Raw genomic sequence first — 19,174 nt, forward strand, 5'->3', positions numbered from 1 at the left:
GAAGTCATGTCGGTCAGTACGCGTGTAGACCTGGCGTTGCTCGGAGTAAGGGGAACGCCTCCGGTCAACAGAACGGCCGGCGCCGGGCCCAGCGACGACGGGCATGTTCGCATCGATGGCATCGGCGCAGCCATCCCTCGTAATCCGCTCAGCCCCTTCGTTCTCGACGAAGGACGAATCCTGTTCGACGGCAGCGACACCGGACTCGACGTGCAGACCATCGAGCGTCCGAAATTCTACGACCTCACCACCTCCGACGGCATCGCCTACGAGAAGATCGCCAAGCTTCACGGATCCAGTGTCCTCGCCACGACCGTGGTCCAGACCTGCATCCGCTACGACGAGGATCAGCGATGCCGCTTCTGTTCCATCGAAGCCTCGCTGGAGGCCGGGGATACCGTCGCCGTCAAGACTCCAGCGCAGTTGGCCGAGGTCGCCGAGGCTGCGGTTCGACTCGACGGCGTCACTCAGATGGTCATGACGACGGGTACGTCGGCGGCGAAGGATCGTGGTGCGCGTCATCTCGCGCGCTGTGTGAAGGCGATCAAGGCAGTGGTCCCGAACCTGCCCATTCAGGTCCAGTGCGAGCCGCCCGGAGATCTGCAGACCATCACCGACCTGTACGAGGCGGGCGCAGAATCCATCGGGATCCATGTCGAATCGCTCGACGACGACGTGCGCCGGAGATGGATGCCGGGCAAGGCGTCGGTCTCCATGGACGAGTATCGGGCGGCGTGGGCCGAAGCAGTCAGAGTGTTCGGACGTAACCAGGTCTCGACTTACATTCTGGTCGGACTGGGTGAAGACCCCGACGAATTGGTCTCGGGTGCAGCGGAACTGATCGAGATGGGGGTGTACCCGTTCGTCGTCCCGTTCCGTCCACTGGGCGGAACACTTGCCGTCGACGTCGACCACGCGGTGGCCCCGAATCGTGATGTGCTCGAAAGCGTCACCCGACGAGTTGCCAAGGAACTCCAGGCGGCCTCGATGCTCGGTGCCGATCAGAAGGCCGGTTGCGCTGCATGCGGGGCATGCAGCGTCCTCCAGAACGCAGGTGGCTGATGTACGCAACGGAGATTGCCGATCTCGCCGGACTGTCCGGCACCGTCAGTTCCGTCGAACCGGCGAAGTTTCTGATCCAACCCTGCGCGAGTTCAGGGCAGCTCGACGCTTACCGGCGGTTGCGACGCGATATCTTCGTCGCCGAGCAAGGGCTTTTCGCCGGATCCGACCACGACGACGTCGACGACGATTCCCGCGCGGTGGTGCTCATCGCGACCGCGCCGGACGGAACAGTGCTCGGCGGTGTCCGTCTGGCACCCTGTACCGCACCGGATATCGGGTGGTGGGCGGGCAGCAGATTGGTCGTGTCGGCCTCGGCCCGCGCGACGGGGGTCGGCCCGGCATTGGTTCGGGCTGCGTGTGCACACGCCGACAGCAACGGTGTCCTCCGCTTCGATGCGGCCGTCCAGAAGGCAAACGAAAGACTGTTCACCGCACTCGGATGGATCAGGCGCGCGGACATCGATGTGCACGGCGCTCCACACGTGGCGATGTACTGGCCAATCGATCGGATCGAGCGACTCGTTTCCTCGACCAAAGCACTGCTGGCCGGTGTACTAGCACCCCTGAAAGCGCAGCCGCTCGGACTCGGCGCCAAAGGATTCCGCGGCGACGACGGAGTCCCGGTGCCGGGAAGTGACATCATCGCGGCCTGCGACGCCATCATTCCGTCGATGGTCGACCGTGATCCGGAGTGGGCAGGGTGGTGCGCGGCGCTGGTCAATCTCAACGATCTCTCGGCCATGGGAGCGCACGCCGTCGGGATGCTCGACTCGGTCGGTGCGCCGACGCAGTCGCGGCTCACCCGCATCATCAGGGGTCTCGCCAACGCGTCGGCGGCGTGGCAGGTGCCGGTGCTCGGTGGCCACACGCAGGTCGGTGTGCCATCGTCGCTGTCGGTCACCGCTCTCGGTAGTGCAACGCACCCGGTGCGGGCGGGCGGCGCTTCGGTGGGCGACAGCCTGACTCTGACCGCCGATGTCGAGGGCGGGTGGCGACGGGGTTACCAGGGGCAGCAATGGGATTCGTCGTCGCGTCGAAACTCGGAGGAGTTGTCCGCGCTCGCTTCCTTCGTCGCTCGTAGCGCACCGAAAGCTGCCAAGGATGTCTCGATGGCCGGCCTCGCCGGCACCGTCGGGATGCTCGCCGAGGCGTGCGGCACTGGAGCCGTGCTCGACATGAATGCCGTACCGAAGCCCGACGGCGCCTCCATGGGCGAATGGATCACGTGCTTTCCAGGGTTCGCGATGATCACCGCGGACCGTCCCGATGCGCAACTCGCTCGATCGGGGCCTGCAGTATCCGCACGATGCGGAGAACTCACAGACATTCCGGGCGTCGCACTGCGGTGGCCCGACGGAATCACCACGAGCGCGGTAGCCACTACCGTGACCGGATTGGGAGAAGCATGAACACCGTCACCATTTCCGTTGCCGCAGCCGAATTCGGCCGCGACATGGAACAGGGATACAACACGATCGCTGCGCTGCTCGAGGAAGCACGCAACCGCGGCAGCCAACTGCTGGTACTGCCGGAAGCATGCCTCGGTGGCTACCTGCCGAGCCTTGGCGGCGGGGACGAGACCGCAGAGGCGCGGCAGCGCAGGCTCGACAGCCTGCCGCCGGCACTGGAACTCGACGGCCCCGAGCTGAAGCGGGTCATCGACATGGCAGGCGACACGGTCATTACGCTCGGATTCTGCGAGAAGGACGGCGACACTCGCTACAACGCAGCCGTCACCCTGCACGGCGACGGCATTCTGGGCTCGTATCGCAAGGTGCATCAGCCGCTCGGGGAGAACCTCTGCTACGACGCGGGTGACACGTACGAAGCTTTCGACACACCGGTCGGCAGAATGGGAATGCAGATCTGCTATGACAAGGGATTCCCTGAAGCTGCACGCGAACTCGCGCTCGACGGTGCCGAGATCGTCACCTCCATCTCGGCATGGCCTACCGCGCGGACAGCGACCGTGGAGAACATGGAAGACGATCGCTGGAAGCAGCGGTTCGACATCTACGACCGTGCGCGTGCGCTCGAGAATCAAGTCGTCTGGGTGGCGGCCAATCAGGCAGGTACTTTCGGGTCGCTGCGGTTCGTGTGCAGCGCGAAGATCGTCGGACCCGGCGGCGAGATTCTCGCGGGCACCGGCGTCGAACCCGGTTTGGCCACTGCAACAGTAGATGTCGAAGGTCTGATCGGTGCGGCACGCGGAGGCGGAATGTACAACCTCCGTGACCGCCGGCCGTCGGTGTACCGGACGATCACCCGTGCGACGAGCTGGGAGCCCATCCATGCCTGAGATGCGATTCGAAGTTCGGTGGCCCGATGGACGCCAACAGTCCTGTTATTCACCCTCACTGGTGATGCACGACTATCTGGAGACGGGCGTCGACTACTCCGTCGACGAATTCGTGAAGTTGACGTCGGAAGCGTTGACAGTAGCCAGCGATCGGGTGCTGGCGAAATTCGGAATGCGGTGCACCTCCGCCGCGCAACAGATCGATGAAATCCGCGACGCCAGTGCGGCGTACCGGAGTGTCTCGCAGAAATCCGGTGTCGTTCGCGTGCTGAGTATGTCGGGAGCCGAGTTGTTATGACCGAGAATCATATTGTCGTCGTGATCGGCGGTGGCCAGGCGGGTCTGTCGATCAGTTGGCACCTGAGCCAGCGCGGTATCGAACACGTCGTACTGGAAGCCGACACGATCGCGCACGAGTGGAAGGACTCCCGCTGGGACAACTTCACACTCGTGACGCCGAACTGGCAGTGTGCGTTGCCCGGTTTCTGCTACGACGGCGATGATCCCGACGGATTCATGAAGCGCGACGAGGTCTACGACTTCGTCCGGCGGTACGCGCACAGTTTCGACGCGCCGGTCCGCGAGCATGTTTCGGTCACCAATGCCCTCCAAGGCACCGAGGGCGGTTTCGACCTCGAGACCAGTGCGGGTCCGATGCACGCGGACCAGATAGTGGTGGCGGTCGGCGGCTATCACATTCCGACCATTCCGCGGTTCGCGGAGAAGCTTCCCAAAGAGGTCCTGCAGATCCACTCGTCGCAGTACCGCGGGGCGCATCAGTTCCCCAGCGGTGATGTTCTCGTCGTCGGCACCGGGCAGTCGGGTGCTCAGATCGCCGAGGATCTACACATCGAGGGTAGGCGCGTTCACCTGGTCGCAGGCACCGCTCCCCGCGTCGCGCGTTTCTATCGAGGCCGTGACTGTGTCGCATGGCTGCACGACATGGGCGTCTACGATGTCTCCATCGAGGATCAACCCGGTGGCGTCGGAAAACGCGAGAACACGAACCACTACGTGACAGGCCGCGACGGTGGGCGTGACATCGACCTGCGCACATTCGCAACCGAAGGTATGCGGCTGTACGGGCGCCTGCTGGGCGTCGAGGACGGTGTTCTGCAGTTCGCGCCCACGCTCGAGGCGTCACTCGATGCCGCCGATGCGGTCGCCGAGTCCATCAAGGACAACATCGACGCCTACATCGAGCGTGAGGGGATCACCGCGCCGACCGAGCAGCGATACGTACCGGTGTGGAGGCCCGAGGTCGAGACCACCGAACTCGATCTAGCAGCCACCGACATCACCGCCGTGATCTGGTCGGTGGGCTTCCGCACCGACTATTCATGGCTGAAGGTCGGTGCCTTCGACGGTGAGGGGCATCCGACGCATAATCGCGGCGTCACGTCGGTGTCGGGGCTCTATTTTCTCGGGCTCCCGTGGCAGCACACCTGGGGTTCGGGTCGTTTCGCATCTGTTGCCCGCGATGCTGAATTCCTCGCCGAGCAGATCGGTCTGGAGATCAGCGCGGCTCAGCCGGAACGGGTAGTGGTCTGACGCTGTGGCACCCATTCGGATAGGCGCTCTGGCAGCACATTTCGGTCGTGATGTCGATCGTGCGATTCTCAAGATCACTACGATCATCGAGAGTGCACGACGCGACGGACTCGACCTGCTCGTGCTGCCGGATGCCTCCCTGGGTGGGTACATCGACAGTCTTCGCAATCCCGATGTGTCCGAGCTGCCGCCGCCCCTGGACATAGACGGCCCCGAACTGGCTGCGATCATTGCTGCGGCAGGCGAGCTGACCGTCTGCATCGGCTACACAGAGCTCAAGGACGGACTGCGCTACAACGCAGCTGCGTGCGTGAGCGGAGACGGAGTCCTGGGAAGTCACCGAAAGGTCCATCAACCTCTGGGGGAGTCGCTGGCATACGCGGCGGGAAATCGGTTCGACGCCTTCGATACCCCGGTGGGCCGCATGGGAATGCTGATCGATTACGACAAGACCTTCCCCGAATCGGCACGCACTCTCGCCCTGGACGGTGCGCGGATCATTGCGGCTCTGTCGGCGTGGCCGGCCAGCGTCACGGACCGGGCATCGAATCTGTCGAACGATCGTCAGTCCCGGTTGTTCGATCTCTACGACGCCGCCCGAGCGGCGGAAAACCAGGTGGTGCTGGTCTCGTCCAACCAGACCGGTGTCATGGGATCGCTGCGCTTCCTCGGCCAGGCGAAGATAGTCGGACCCGGCGGTGACGTCCTGGCGAAGACCTGGGCCAAGGGTGGACTCGCGGTGTGCGACATCGACGTCGACGCCGAGGTGGACCGTGCCAGGCGCGTGCTGTACCACCTCGAGGAGCGTCGGGTGGATACTTATCCGAACCTCCTGGACGAGAAGGGATCTGCGTGAAGATCGCACCAGGAGTGCAGCGAAGCGGAATGACCCGAATTGCACTGCTGACGTATTCGTCCAAGCCGAGGGGTGGGGTGGTGCATACGCTGCATCTGGCCGAGGCGCTGGCTCGGGCGGGCGCGGATGTCACTGTCGTCTCGCTCGGTCGGGGTGGGGACAGTGCGTTCTTCCGTCCGGTGGATCCGTCGGTCACCGTCTCGTTGGTGCCGTTCGAGGCGCGCGACGACGAGAGCGTCGGGGAACGGATTCTGAGGTCGATCGCGGTTCTCGGACAGTTTTTCTCGCATGCGGACTTCGACGTCGTGCATGCGCAGGATTGCATTTCGGCCAATGCGGTCGGGAGGTGTGTCCGGACGATCCATCATCTGGACACGTTCACCACGCCTGCGCTCGCTGCGTGCCACGAACGGGCCATCACCGAACCGTATGCTCGTATCTGTGTGTCGGCTGCGGTGGCGGAGGAGGTGCGCCAGGGTTGGGGTTTCGAGCCGACGGTGATCCCCAACGGTGTCGAGTCGGCCAGCTTCGAACATGCTGCTGCATCGGGTGATTCGCAGTGGCGAGAGAAGCTGGGGCGCTATGTGCTGGCGGTCGGGGGCATCGAGCCGCGCAAGGGTTCGCTCGATCTCCTCGAAGCGTTCGCGCTGCTGAACCGTCCCGAATTGTCTCTCGTGTTCGCGGGCGGTGAGACGTTGTTCGACTACCGCCACTATCGCGCGGAATTCGATTCACGTGCAGCCGAACTCGGCATCGAGCCGATCGTCCTCGGTACCGTCGACAACGATCAGTTGCCATTTCTCGTCGCGCAAGCGTCTGCGCTGCCGTTCTTCTCGACGAAGGAAGGATTCGGTCTGGCCGCCATGGAGGCACTCGCGGCCGGTACGCCCGTCGTCACGCGTGATCTGCCGGTGTTGCGTGAAGTATTCTCCAGCGCAGTTGCATACGCCACCGAACCGAAGTCGATGGCCGAGAAGCTGGCCGAGGCAATCGACTTCGGGCACGATGCGGAGGTAGGTAGAGCGCTCGCCCGCAGTCTCACGTGGGACGAAGCGGCGCGACGCCACCTGGAATTCTATTCGTCCTTGGATCGGGACTGTTGATCCCGCTTGTTGCGGCGCAAAGCATGAGGCTTCAGCTTGTGGAATCCGCGGACCCGGAGCGATCTGAGCGACTTGAGGTAGAACTCGGAGTCGTCGCGCAGGGCCTCGGTCATCGTGGTGTCCAGCAGTACGCTGCCCGGGTGAGCCGAACTAGTCAGTCGTGCAGCCATATTGACGACGGAGCCGTAGAGATCTCCGTAACGTGCGAGGACCGGCCCCCACGCGATGCCGACGCGCAACTCCGGCATGTCCTCCTTGGCCGCGAACGCGTCCTGCAGATCCAAACCGATGTGTGCGGCGTCCTCAGGCGTCTGGGCGCTGAACATGACTTCGTCGCCGACGTTCTTGATGACCGAACCACGTCCGCGCGCGATGATGTCGGATGCCACGGACTCGAACTCCTCGAGCAGCTCGGTGAGTTCCTCGATGGCTAGCCTGCGCGTGAGGCTGGTGTAGCCGACCATATCGGCGAATCCCACTGCCAGTGTTCGGCTGGTGGCCTCGTCGCCCGGATCGGCGATGGACCGTCCGGCCGTGGCTGCGAGGTGCCGTCGCCAGGTGTAGGACTGTAGTGCTTCGAGGGTCGGTACCGTTTGCGCGGCAACCTCTCTGGCGTCCCTACGGATGGCGTCGAGATCGGCCGGATCGGCACCCTCGGTTGCTCGATCGTGGATGTGACTGTTCACCACCCCGACCTGCCACTCGGTGAGGCGTGACATCGTTTGACCCAGCGTTCGGGCGATGGCCACCTCCATGTCCGGGCGAATCACGTTCTGCTCGGTCAGGCCGGTGATCATGCGTAGCGCGTCGAGATCGGCGTCGGTGTAGACGACGGCATCGGGATCGGTGTGCACCGGAAAGCCCATCGCGATCCACAGCCGCACTACCCGCTCCGGTGCGATCCCCGATTTCTCGACGATATCTTCACGGGTGTACTTGGGTGTTCCGCCCAGGAGGTTCTTGTCGATCTCCGCTTGCACAACGGAATGGATCTGATCTTCAGGCATATCCCAGCGTTCTGTCGTAATAGGATCGGACGTCGTCGATGTAGCTGTCGATCTTTTCGGAAACCCAGCCCTCGGTGGAGATCGGCTCTCCGACGGTGACCTTGACGGTACCGGAGTGCGCGGTGAAATCCTTCTTCCACATCACGTCTCCGGCATTGTGAATGACGATGGGGACTATCGGAACCCCGGCTTGCATTGCCAGGTGGAAGGCGCCTTTCTTGAATCGACCCAGCCGTGGCGTCGGCATCCGTGTCCCTTCGGGTGCGATGGCGACCGATATCCCGGAGTGCAACTTCTCGATCGCCGGTCTCATCGCTTCGCGTGCCTGCGCCGGATCTCCGCGATCGATGTAGGCGACGTCGAAGATCTTGCCGAGAAGGGCGAATCGAGGATCTCGTTCGAGTTCGCGTTTGGCCACAGCAGTGATGTCACGTCGGAGAATCGAGGTGACGATGATGGAATCCGCGGTGCTCTGGTGGTTGAACAGAAATACGGCGGGACGTGCGGACCAGGCGTTTTCGGTTCCCGTCACGTCGAGCTTGATACCGGCGATGGTCAACGCGATGTCCGGCGCAATCGTCGAGGTGATGTTCGCGCCTGTTCGACGGCTCCTCGTCAACAAGCCGAGGCCGAGTCCGAAACCAGCGCTGGCCAAGACAGATCCCAATGCTGCGGTACTACGAACCGCAGACGTCAGATCGGTTCCGCGCTTCGGATTTTCGAGCCTGAGTATCGGCCAACCGACCTTGGTGGCGTAGGAAGTCAGATCGTCGTCAGGGTTCAATGCGACGGGGTGTCCGACCTCGGCCAGGAACGGCGCATCCTCGCCGCCGTTGGAGTACCCGAAGCATCCGGCGAGATCGACACCCTCTCGCTCGGCATGATCGGCCACGGCCGCAGCCTTGCGTGGCCCCCACAACGAATTCCCGACGAGTTCCCCGGTCAACACTCCGTCGACGACGACCGGTGTGGTGCACAGAAGTTCGTCGAACATCAGGTCTTCCTTGACGGGAATCGCCTGATACGGTGTCGCCGACGTCGCGATCACGAGTCGATGACCTGCATGCCGGTGCGCCTCGACGAGAATTCGGGCCTGCGGATAGATCATCGGCGCGATCTCGTTGCGGAACAGCGTGTATGCCTGCTCCATCAGATCGTCTTCACGTCGCCCTTCGAGGCCCTTGACGGCCTTGCCCATGAGATTGTCGACGGGCGAGTTGCGCATCCGCATCTCCACGACGGCGCTCGAAATCTCCCACAGCTCGTTGACCGTGACGTCGAGGGACTTGAGGCGCTCGAGAAACACCGCTTTCGCTGAGAAGCCATTGATCAGGGTGCCGTCGAGATCGAAGTAGGCGACGGTGTCGGGTCCGGGCGGCGCGTCGGTGATCGCCTGCAGCTGATGAGCCAGATCGATCATCAGGCGTCGTCCTCCCGTTGGTCGGTGTCCGTGGTGCTACTGGGTACGGTCAGTGGATCGACCTCGTCGAGCGTGCGGTGTGCCATATCGCGAATCGCCCGGGCCTTGCGTGCCCATTCGTTGATCTCGTGCGCGAAGTCGCGTCTGCGCTGGGCAAGGTTCTCGCCACCCGGGTCCAACAAGTTGCGATTGTCGGCCAGTTGCAGTGCAGTGTCGAACAATTCGCCCGATATCGCTTCGCTGTGATCGAGTTGTTGGCGAAGGCGCCGTGCCTGTGCCGCGCCGAGGCACTGCGTGATGAAGGTCGGCTTGTCGAACTCCGAGTCCATGGGTTGCAGCATGAGTTGATCGGCGACGACCTGGTAGGCCTCCAGAATCGGTTGAAGGACCCTGTGCGCCAGGTGCAGGTCCTGTGCCTCCAACGTACTGATTGCGTACTCCGGATCGACGAGATTTGTTCGCCACTCGGGATCGATGAGAGTGACCTCTGCTTCGAGGCGTGCACCGAAGTCCTTTTTGTCTCCGAAGAAGAACTCGAATTTGAGCAGGTCACGTAGCTTCAGCGCAGAACGCCACATCGACACCGTCGTCGAGGGGCCCGTCTGGTCCTGGTCCGGCAACACGACGAGTTCACCGATCGCTCGGAGCACGAAGTAGTGGATTGCGTTGTTACGGAAGAATGCAGCGACCAAGTGTTTGTCTTGCGCGAGATAGAAGACCGGTTCGGGCCCGCCGTCGAAACGCTTGACGACCCCGGCATTGACCTGCGCGATGACCGCCGATCGAACGACGTCGACCTCGCTGATGTCGACGCCACCCGCCGTCGGCAGGCCGCGTTTGATGATGTATTCCGCGAGCGGCGAGATGATCGCCCACATCTCGTGGACGTTCAGCGCGCGGTCCTCGATCCCGAGCAGAGCCATCGTGACGAGAGCGGCGGGGGTCACCGGAGTCGTGTTGTTGATGGCGTGCGAGACGGTGAGCGCGATCTTCTGAACGGCGACTCGCTTGTCCTCGTTCTCGGCCAGGATCGACTTGACCGAGATCGGTTCACCGAACGTCAGGTACACATTCCCGCGCAATTTCCCCTGCGCGCGGATGTAGCTCAGGGCCATGCGAATGCCCTCGGCCTGTTTCTTGGCGCCGTGCGATTCCGCGGCCATGGCACCGACCTCGTGCAGGCGGTCGTAGGTGATGGAGGTCGGCACCAGATACACGTCCTCGGCGTCGCTGTTCTCCAACGCGTCGACGAGATAGGTCAGCAGACCGAAGCGCGGTGGGCGAAGCTTCCCGGTGCGGCTGCGCCCGCCTTCGATGTACCACTCGAGGTTGAAGCGTTTGCTCAGCAGGAAGCTCATGTACTGCCGCAGTGTCCACTTGTAGATCTCGTCGGAGAATTTGCGTTGGATCAGCACGACACCGCTGCGCTTCGCGATCGGGCCGAGGGGCCAGAAGCCGACGTTGATTCCGCCCATCACGTGGTTGAGCGGGAGGCCCTCGGTCAGCAGCGCCGGCCGCAGCACGAGCGGATCGAGGTAGGAGCGGTGATTGGGAAGGAACACCAGGGGATGCTTCTTGTTGAGCTCGCGGACCCGCTGCAACTTGGTCCGGTCGACGTCGACCTTGTAGGCCCGTGAGAAGTAGGCGCCGAGGGTTCCCCACATCTCGACCGCGCGTCGGGTTTCGGTCGCGACCATCTCGTTCAGAATGGAGTGGACCCGTTGCTCGACCACGGCGATATCCTCGCCGACGTCCTCTGCGAGGTCGGCCATGCCGTCGTGAAACTTCTTCTGTTCCGTCATGTCTTCGACGACGAAACGAGGGATCTTGTACTCGGAGCCGATGACGTCGCGCTCCGCCCGGTCGAGTGCCAGACTGGCCTGCCGCCGGATGAACGAGGACAGTGAAGTGCCCCCGGCCTTTTCGAATCGGCTCGCAAGATCGTGCAGGGTCGCGGGCTCGCCGACGAGTACCGCCGAGTGGTCAGGATCGTCGCCCTGCACCCAGCGCTGCCACGCCTTGGTCGGAAGGGAGTTTCCACGGGGCGCGAATGCGCGACGCAGTATCCCGCCTCGCCTCTTCTCCGACAGTGTCACGCGAAGTGGGATCAGCAGCGGATCCTCGGCGATTCCTCGAACCGTTTCGGCCACCTCGTGTGCCGCTTCACCGGACAGCACCACCGACGGAGGACGCAGCTCACCGTCGGGGGTGGTGGAGTCGATCCATTGATTCAGCGCCTGGACTTCCAGCGTCGACGCAGCGTCGAGCAAGTACACCTGCCGCCCACCGGCCGTCTTCTGTTCACCCGTATCGACGTGGTACATCGAGACCCTCCCATTCGAGTACCGCAAGCGGGTACTCGGCCAGGTTACGGGGGTGCAGCCGTCGATATGACAGTTTCACGGTTGCCATCTGGCACTTGGCTGAGCAAGTCGAGTCCGGACGCAGCGGGACCGTATCCGGAGCCCGTATCGCCGAACGGTGCGGCCGACGAGATGAAATCCGACACCGGATAATCAAGGTCCGCGTCCTCGATCCAATGTGGGTGCGAGGTGTGGGACAGTATTCGCAAACACTTTCGAGAGAAGGCAGCTACCGATGCCACCGCGTAGAAGATCGACTGCGAACGAATCCCTGACGAGCGAGAATCTCGCGACGCTGGCCACCGCCCTCGCCGAAGGCCGCCGTGCCACGGTGTACCTGATCGAGCCGACGCCGAGCCTCGGGCTCCCGGCGGGCACCTCGGCGAAGGTTGTCTCGATCGACGGAAACACGGTGACCATCAGCCCGAAAGGCGTCAACGACGAGCTGCCCTTCGAAGCGGAGGAACTTCGTATCACTCGTAACTCGCCCGGTGGGACAGCTGCGAAACCGGCTGCGAAATCGGCGGCGGCGTCGGTCGCGAAGCCCGCAGCGAAGCAGGAGATCGCGGAGTGGACGGAACCGGCTCCCAAGCCCGCACCGCCCAAGCCCGCGCGCAAGCCAGCGGTGGCGTCCGGGGCGTCGGGATCTGGGGCGTCGGGATCTGGAGTTTCGGGCACAGCAGCGTCGTCGGCGGGAACGTCGAAAGTGGGAACGTCGAAGGCAACAGCGTCGGGAACTCGGAAGGGAAAGAAAGGGCCGGAGAGCGTCAGCGTCACCATCCATGCCGGAGCTGACAACGATTGGTCCGTGACGGTCACCCACGGAGCGCGCCGACCTGGCAAGGCGCAACCCGTCTCGCCGGAATCGGTATCTCGGGCGGTGCGGGAACTGGGCGACGATTCCGCACGCGACGCCGTGGAGGCCGTCATTTCCCATGCCAGAGAAGAAGCTGCATCGCGAGTTGCGGAGTTGTCCCGTCAACTCGAGGAGGCGCGGTCGACGTTGGCGGCGTTGGAGTCCGAACGCTGACTGCGTCCTCATCGTACGAAACGGACACGAAACGGCATGCACTCGTCCATTGGTGATACTTATTGCTAGGGTTCTGCGGACACCGCTGGAGAGGGAATACATGTTGAAGAAGTTCATGCTCGTCGCCGTGGCGGCAGCCGCTTTTGCTGCAAGCTTCGGCGTCGGGACCGCATCTGCTGCGGCTCCGGCGGTACTGGGGGGTGGTTCCGGAATTATCGTGAACAACGCTGCCGAGTGCACACTGACGACCATCGGCAACGACCGTGAGGGCCGCCTCGTCGGTCTCACCGCTGGTCATTGCGGTGGCGCTGGGGCAACTATCGTGCCGGAGTACGACCCGTCGGCTGGAGTCGTCGGACGCATCGCGTTCTCCAATCCGGAGTACGACTACGCAGTCATCGAGTTCGACCGGTCGAAGGTCATTCCGGTCAATCGCATCGGGAACGTGACCATCTCACAGATCGGTCCGCCCGCCTCGTTCCCGAACATCGTGTGCAAGGAAGGCCGCACCACCGGTAACACCTGTGGTGTCGCGTACGGCGATATTCTGCAGTCGCAGGAGACGTGGTCACAGTTGTGTGTCGTCGAAGGTGATTCGGGTAGCCCGGTCGTCGTCGGCAACACTCTGGTCGGCATGGTCAACGCGTACCTCGGGGTTGCGTGCTTCGGCCCTCAGGTCGGAACCAACATCGACGCAATCCTGCGTCACATCGATGCCGGCAACGCTGTCGGAGCTGGGTTCGTACCGATCCCGTAGTTTCTTCCCGCCTTCGGCGGATCAATGTGCCACCGCGTCAGTTCGATTGACACGGTGGCACATTCGTATCCGGAGGTAAGTAGCGGACGTCAGCAGGTGTTCTCATGTGTAACGGGCGCCACAAAGAATTGCGTACCCTAGCGCAACCTTCCTAGGCTGCACAGCACTGCTCGCGGTGTGTCGCGTGTGGTGCATAGGGGGGGGGAACACACATGACACTGCTTGCGATGACTCCTGTCCAGGAGATGGAAAGACCGTACGCGAAACGTTGGGCAGCGCTGGGGGTGCTGTGCCTGAGTTTGCTGGTCGTCGTCATGGCGAACACATCGTTGTTGGTCGCGGCACCCGCAATGACGCTGGATCTGAATCTGTCCAGCAGTGACCTGCAATGGGTCATCGACGGCTACACCGTGCCGTACGCGGCACTGATGTTGCTGTTCGGGGTGATCGGGGACAAGTACTCTCGTCGCGGCGCACTGCTGTTGGGCCTGCTGATCTTCACGGCAGGCTCGGTTGCGGGTGCGTTGACCGACGCCACGGTCGGGGTGATTCTTGCTCGAATCGTGATGGGCGTCGCCGCTGCGATCGTCATGCCTGCCACGTTGTCGCTTCTCGTCGCGACGTTCCCCAAGCGCGAGCGCGCAACTGCCGTCACCATCTGGGCGGCTACCTCGGGCTTGGCGATCGCGATGGGTCCGCTGCTTGCCGGATGGCTACTCGAAAGCTATTGGTGGGGTTCGAGTTTTCTCATCAACGTTCCGATCACGATGTTCGCTATCGCCGCCGCGATCGCGTTGGTGCCGCCGTCTCGGGCGGTGGACCCCGGCAGGGTCGACTGGCTCGGCGGCCTGCTGTCGGTGCTTGCAGTGTCGACTGTGGTGTACGCGATCATCGAGGGAATGCACTTCGGATGGAGTGTCGGTCCAACGTACTTCGCTGTCGTCGGAGTGCTGAGCATCGGCGCGTTCATCGCCTGGGAACTGCGGCACCCCAACCCGCTTCTCGACGTTCGGGCATTCCGTTCACGGGTCCTCAGCGGTGCAGTGCTGGCCGTGTTGCTGTTCTTCCTCGTTACCTTCGGTGCCATCTACTATGTGGCGCAATACCTTCAGTTCGTCCTGAACTTCGGCCCGATGTCGACGGGAGTGCACCTCTTGCCCCTCGGGGTGGCCGTGTTCGTGGGCTCGGGCATCACCCAGTGGCTGACGCCCAAGGTCGGCATGAGATACACCGTCACCGCGGGCATGGTGGTCGGGACACTCTCGGTGGTGTCCATGCTCGGAATCGACACAACCGCAACGTATATGGACTTCGTGCCGGTGCTGTCGCTTCTCGGCATCGGAATCGGGCTCAGCGTGTCACCGTGCACCGATGCCATCATGGGTGAATTTCCGGACAACAAGCTGGGCGTCGCAGGCGGACTCAACGACACCGCCCTCGAACTGGGTGGCTCGCTCGGAATCGCACTATTGGGCTCCGTCCTCGCGACGACCTACCGCGGCGGCATCGTCGACTTCCTGGCGGGTTTCCCCGGTAAGGGACCGGACGGTCAGCCGACAGCGCAGGCCGCGCAGGCAATCGAGGCATCTGGTGATTCGGTTGCGGGAGCCGTCATCGTCGCGGACATCATGCGGGAGAACCCATTTCTCTCCGGCTACGCGGACAACTTGCAGGCCAATGCGGTCAGCTCGTTCGTCGGTGCTGTCACGCATACCTCGCTGATCGCCACCGTCGTCTTCGCGCTCGGTGCGGTGATCGTCGGAGTTCTGCTTCCCGCTCCGACCAGACGAGCACTTCCGACGCCGGTACTCTCCGTCGTTCCGACCGCCTTCGAGATGGGTGATTTCGAGTCGGCTGGCACAGCGACCGTCGGGTTCGACAAGAGGGCGGCTCGGGAAGTGGCCGAGCTCGAGCAACTCCTCGATCAGCCGTCGGCTCCGAAGCACGCGCTCGTCGTGCACGACAAGCCGGCCGTCGAGAAGCCTTCGACTATCGAAACTGTGCCTGCTGCAATGTTTTTGGCCGAGGACGAAATCGCACGACCTAGCATCTACCAGCTCGCGGCAAAGGTGTTCGAGGTTCAAGCTGCCGCAGCAGAGGAGGCAGCGCTCGAAGACTCGGGCCACCTGAACATCCATCAGCTTGCTCTCGCCGACATCGCCCGAAAGCGTAGAGAATCGGCGGAGGAGGAGCTCGACGCTGCGCTCGACCTCGCCGAGCTACCCGTCATGCGGCGTGCACCCAAACCCGTCAGCCGGTCGAGCAAGTTGAACTTCTACCAGTACGGCGACTCGGTCCACCGTAGGCGCACCGAGCTCGAGGAGCGGTCGAGCTCGGTCTGGGCGATGCCGTTGTAGTTCCGCCGAGCCGCCGCTTGAATGGACCTTCCATGCTATCTGATCGTATGAATGGACCATCCAAGCGATGGTGAGCGGGCGCTCGGATCGCTTGACTGGACCTTCGCAGCTATCTGATCGTATGGATGTACCATTCAAGCGATCGCGGGGCGGCCACCACCAGCACCCCTAGATCAGCACCGCACCCTCCGACGCCGATCCGACGAGCTTGGCGTACTTCGCCAACACTCCGCGGGTGTAGCGGGGCGGAAGGGGCGCCCAACCCTGCTTGCGTGCTTCGAGTTCCGCGTCGTCGACGAGCAGGTCGAGAGTCCCCTTCCCGACGTCGAGGCGGATCTGGTCGCCGTCGCGCACGAAGGCGACGGGGCCGGCGTCGACGGCTTCGGGTGCCACGTGCCCGACGCACAGGCCGGTGGTGCCTCCGGAGAAGCGGCCGTCGGTCAGGAGCAGAACGTCCTTGCCCAGGCCCGCGCCCTTGATCGCACCGGTGATGGCCAGCATCTCACGCATGCCCGGTCCACCTTTGGGGCCTTCGTAGCGGATGACGACCACATCGCCTGCGGCGATGGTTCCGTCTTCCAGCGCGTCCATCGCTGCACGTTCACGTTCGAAAACGCGTGCAGTGCCGACGAATACGTCGGAATCGAAACCTGCGGACTTCACGACGGCACCGCCTGGTGCAAGTGAGCCCTTGAGGATCGTGATCCCTCCCGTCGGGTGGATCGGTTCGCTCATCGCGCGGAGAACCTTGCCGTCCGGATCTGGCGGGGCGATGTGAGCGAGGTTCTCGGCGACGGTCTTTCCGGTGACGGTCAGGCAATCGCCGTGCAGGAGCCCGGCGTCGAGAAGCGCTTTCATGACGACCGGTACCCCGCCGATGGCGTCGACGTCGGTCATGACGTGCTTGCCGAACGGTTTGACGTCAGCGAGGTGGGGAACCTTGGAGCCGATGCGGGTGAAGTCGTCGAGCGTCAGTTCCACCTCTGCTTCGTGTGCGATGGCGAGCAGGTGCAACACCGCGTTGGTCGAGCCGCCGAAAGCCATGACGACCGCGATGGCGTTCTCGAATGCTTCTTTCGTCATGATGTCGCGAGCGGTGATGCCGCGACGCAGCATTTCCACCACTGCTTCGCCACTCGCGTGCGCGAACTGGTCGCGTCGTCGATCGGGTGCCGGTGGAGATGCGCTGCCGGGCAACGACATACCGAGTGCCTCGGCGGCGCTGGCCATCGTGTTCGCGGTGTACATTCCACCGCAGGCGCCTTCGCCGGGGCAGATTGCACGTTCGATGGTGTCGACGTCTTCGCGTGACATCAAGCCGCGTGAACACGCGCCGACCGCCTCGAACGCATCGATGATGGTGACCTGGTGTTCGCTGCCGTCGGACAGGGTTGCAAAACCGGGCAGGGTCGAACCGGCGTAGAGAAATACACTCGCCAAGTTCAGCCGAGCCGCGGCCATGAGCATTCCAGGGAGGGACTTGTCGCAGCCCGCGAGGAGCACTGATCCATCGAGGCGTTCGGCACTGATGACCGTCTCGACGCTGTCGGCGATGACCTCACGTGAGACCAACGAGAAGTGCATTCCTTCGTGGCCCATCGAAATGCCGTCGGACACCGAAATGGTCCCGAACTCGAGCGGGAATCCGCCGGCCGCATGGACCCCGACTTTCACGGCCTTGGCGAGGCGTTCGAGAGACAGGTTGCACGGGGTGATCTCGTTCCACGAGGATGCGACGCCGATCTGCGACTTCGGCCAGTCTTCGTCGCCCATTCCGACGGCACGCAACATGCCTCGGGCCGCGGTCTTTTCCAACCCGTCGGTGACATCGCGGCTCCGTGGCTTGATGTCCGGTGAATCGTTCTCGGTCGACATGGCACTCCTGACCTGTATTTCGATATTGGGGCTAGGTGACAAGCCTAAACCTGCTCGTGAGGACTGACCGCCGGGGACGACGGGTCGCAGTGCGGGAGGCAGTCGACCGCGTCGGGATCCGATCTCGGCGCGGCCCGAATCATGAGGCCGGCGATGAGTGCGCCGAGAATCAACAGACCTGCGCACATGATCATCGCGAGGTGGAATCCGTCGGAGAAGACCTCGAGAACGTCGTAGTCAGCACCGGAAATGCCCGCCAGTCCGGGCAACGCGGCGACGGCGAGGAGCTGGCTCGTACGAGCAACGGCGTTGTTGACGCCCGATGCTGTGCCCGCGCGGTCGGTGGACACCGCAGCCAGCACCGCTCCGGTCAGCGGCGCGACAAGGATCGAGAGACCGAACCCGAAGACGACCACAGCGGGGAACACGTGGGCGAGGTAGCCGGCACCTGGCGAGATTCGAAGCATCAGCAGCAGTCCCGCGGCGGCGGCGAGCGGGCCGACGGTCATGGGCAGTCTCGGCCCGATGCGTTGCGCGAGTCGGCCTACCCGAGCCGACAACACGAGCATCAACGCGGTGATCGGCAGCGTCGCGACCCCCGCGGCCAACGGTGAATAGTCCAGCGCCAACTGGAGCTGCAGAATCAGCAGGAAGAACACTCCACCGAGTGCGGCGTAGACCGCAAAGGTCACCAGATTCGCGGCGAGAAAGACTCGGGACCCGAACAGTGACGGCGGCACGAGTGGATTCGGCGACCTGATTTCGACGACGACGAACACCCCGACGGCCACGACACCCAGCGCCACCGTCGTCGGCGATGCGCCGATGAATCCGTAGGTCAAGAGCCCGAGTGCGACGGCAACGACACCGGCGCCGACGACGTCGAGCTTGCCCTCGGCATGAGGGTCGCGGCTCTCGGGTATGTGCTTGCTTGCCACCCACACCACGACGATGGCCAGCGGGATGTTGAGCCAGAACACCGAGCGCCACCCGACGGCATCGACGAGCCAGCCTCCGAGCAACGGTCCGACGGCCGATGCGACACCGCCCAAACCCGACCACAATCCGATCGCTGCGCCTCGGTCCTCTTCACGGATGGACGCCGAGATCAAGGCAAGGCTTCCCGGCGTCAGCAGGGCGGCACCGATGCCCTGGACGGACCGAGCAGCGACGAGCACCTCGACGCTCGGCGCCAGCCCACACAGAATCGAGGCCAGTGCGAACCAGACGGTTCCCCAGACGAAGATTCTTCGACGACCGAGACGGTCCCCGAGAGAACCGCCGAGCAAGATGAACGACGCGAGCGTCAGCGTGTATGCACTCACCGTCCACTGCAGACCGGTCACGCCGGACCCGAGATCCCTGCCGATGTCGGGGAGTGCCACGTTCACGACGGTGGCATCGAGCATGGCCAGTGAAGATCCGAGCACGCAACCGGTGACTATCCATCGACCACGAGCAGACTTCAGCGGAACCGAACCGGCGACCATG

Annotated in this window: 15 protein-coding genes; 10 read left to right on the forward strand and 5 right to left on the reverse strand. The window is 63.4% G+C overall.

What is annotated here, in order from left to right:
- Positions 1–6 precede the first annotated feature (6 nt).
- The 7 genes from WDS16_RS23610 to WDS16_RS23640 are packed head-to-tail and all read left to right on the forward strand — an operon-like array spanning position 7 to position 6,874.
- On the forward strand, positions 7–1,062 hold the full coding sequence (locus WDS16_RS23610) for an MSMEG_0568 family radical SAM protein (protein WP_338888179.1): 1,056 nt from the start codon (positions 7–9) through the stop codon (positions 1,060–1,062).
- A complete protein-coding gene (locus WDS16_RS23615) occupies positions 1,062–2,474 on the forward strand; it encodes an MSMEG_0567/sll0787 family protein (protein WP_338888181.1) in 1,413 nt (470 codons plus the stop codon). The genes WDS16_RS23610 and WDS16_RS23615 overlap by 1 nt, the downstream gene beginning before the upstream one ends.
- Positions 2,471–3,364, forward strand: a complete 894-nt coding sequence (locus WDS16_RS23620; RefSeq protein WP_338888183.1) for a carbon-nitrogen hydrolase family protein — start codon at positions 2,471–2,473, stop codon at positions 3,362–3,364. The genes WDS16_RS23615 and WDS16_RS23620 overlap by 4 nt, the downstream gene beginning before the upstream one ends.
- A complete protein-coding gene (locus WDS16_RS23625; RefSeq protein WP_338888185.1) occupies positions 3,357–3,662 on the forward strand; it encodes an MSMEG_0570 family nitrogen starvation response protein in 306 nt (101 codons plus the stop codon). Before WDS16_RS23620 ends, WDS16_RS23625 begins: the two co-directional genes overlap by 8 nt.
- Positions 3,659–4,915 (forward strand): MSMEG_0569 family flavin-dependent oxidoreductase, encoded by a 1,257-nt coding sequence (locus WDS16_RS23630; protein WP_338888187.1) that lies wholly within the window; start codon positions 3,659–3,661, stop codon positions 4,913–4,915. The genes WDS16_RS23625 and WDS16_RS23630 overlap by 4 nt, the downstream gene beginning before the upstream one ends.
- A gap of 4 nt (positions 4,916–4,919) precedes the next feature.
- Positions 4,920–5,771, forward strand: coding sequence for a carbon-nitrogen hydrolase family protein (locus WDS16_RS23635; protein WP_338888188.1), 852 nt, complete (start codon positions 4,920–4,922; stop codon positions 5,769–5,771).
- A 29-nt stretch (positions 5,772–5,800) separates the two neighbouring features.
- Positions 5,801–6,874 (forward strand): MSMEG_0565 family glycosyltransferase, encoded by a 1,074-nt coding sequence (locus WDS16_RS23640; protein ID WP_338893588.1) that lies wholly within the window; start codon positions 5,801–5,803, stop codon positions 6,872–6,874.
- Here the strand turns inward: WDS16_RS23640 and WDS16_RS23645 are convergent.
- From WDS16_RS23645 to WDS16_RS23655, 3 genes are read right to left on the reverse strand one after another with little or no spacing between them, the layout of a single operon-like run.
- Positions 6,847–7,881, reverse strand: a complete 1,035-nt coding sequence (locus WDS16_RS23645) for an adenylate/guanylate cyclase domain-containing protein (RefSeq protein WP_338888189.1) — start codon at positions 7,879–7,881, stop codon at positions 6,847–6,849. The two genes, WDS16_RS23640 and WDS16_RS23645, sit on opposite strands and share 28 nt — an antisense overlap.
- Positions 7,874–9,301, reverse strand: a complete 1,428-nt coding sequence (locus WDS16_RS23650; protein WP_338888190.1) for an HAD-IB family hydrolase — start codon at positions 9,299–9,301, stop codon at positions 7,874–7,876. The genes WDS16_RS23645 and WDS16_RS23650 overlap by 8 nt, the downstream gene beginning before the upstream one ends.
- A complete protein-coding gene (locus tag WDS16_RS23655; protein ID WP_338888191.1) occupies positions 9,301–11,625 on the reverse strand; it encodes a glycerol-3-phosphate 1-O-acyltransferase in 2,325 nt (774 codons plus the stop codon). Before WDS16_RS23655 ends, WDS16_RS23650 begins: the two co-directional genes overlap by 1 nt.
- Before the next feature lie 274 nt (positions 11,626–11,899).
- On the opposite strand from WDS16_RS23655, the gene WDS16_RS23660 reads away from it, so the two are divergent.
- The 3 genes from WDS16_RS23660 to WDS16_RS23670 all read left to right on the forward strand — a co-directional run bounded on the left by WDS16_RS23660 (position 11,900) and on the right by WDS16_RS23670 (position 15,808).
- A complete protein-coding gene (locus tag WDS16_RS23660) occupies positions 11,900–12,694 on the forward strand; it encodes a DUF6319 family protein (protein WP_338888192.1) in 795 nt (264 codons plus the stop codon).
- A gap of 100 nt (positions 12,695–12,794) precedes the next feature.
- Positions 12,795–13,451, forward strand: coding sequence for a serine protease (locus tag WDS16_RS23665; RefSeq protein WP_338888193.1), 657 nt, complete (start codon positions 12,795–12,797; stop codon positions 13,449–13,451).
- Positions 13,452–13,663: 212 nt separating this feature from the next.
- Positions 13,664–15,808 (forward strand): MFS transporter, encoded by a 2,145-nt coding sequence (locus WDS16_RS23670; protein WP_338888194.1) that lies wholly within the window; start codon positions 13,664–13,666, stop codon positions 15,806–15,808.
- A 168-nt stretch (positions 15,809–15,976) separates the two neighbouring features.
- Here WDS16_RS23670 and ilvD read toward each other — a convergent pair whose 3' ends face one another.
- Together ilvD and WDS16_RS23680 are read right to left on the reverse strand one after the other, a co-directional pair.
- Entirely contained in the window at positions 15,977–17,683 is a 1,707-nt protein-coding gene (ilvD, locus tag WDS16_RS23675) for a dihydroxy-acid dehydratase (protein ID WP_338888196.1), read from the reverse strand.
- A gap of 44 nt (positions 17,684–17,727) precedes the next feature.
- Positions 17,728–19,173: an MFS transporter gene (locus WDS16_RS23680; protein WP_338888198.1), complete on the reverse strand. Its 1,446-nt coding sequence runs from the start codon at positions 19,171–19,173 to the stop codon at positions 17,728–17,730.
- Position 19,174: the final 1 nt, after the last annotated feature.

Origin of the sequence: Rhodococcus sovatensis, assembly GCF_037327425.1 — a bacterium.
GTDB lineage: Bacteria > Actinomycetota > Actinomycetes > Mycobacteriales > Mycobacteriaceae > Rhodococcoides > Rhodococcoides sovatense.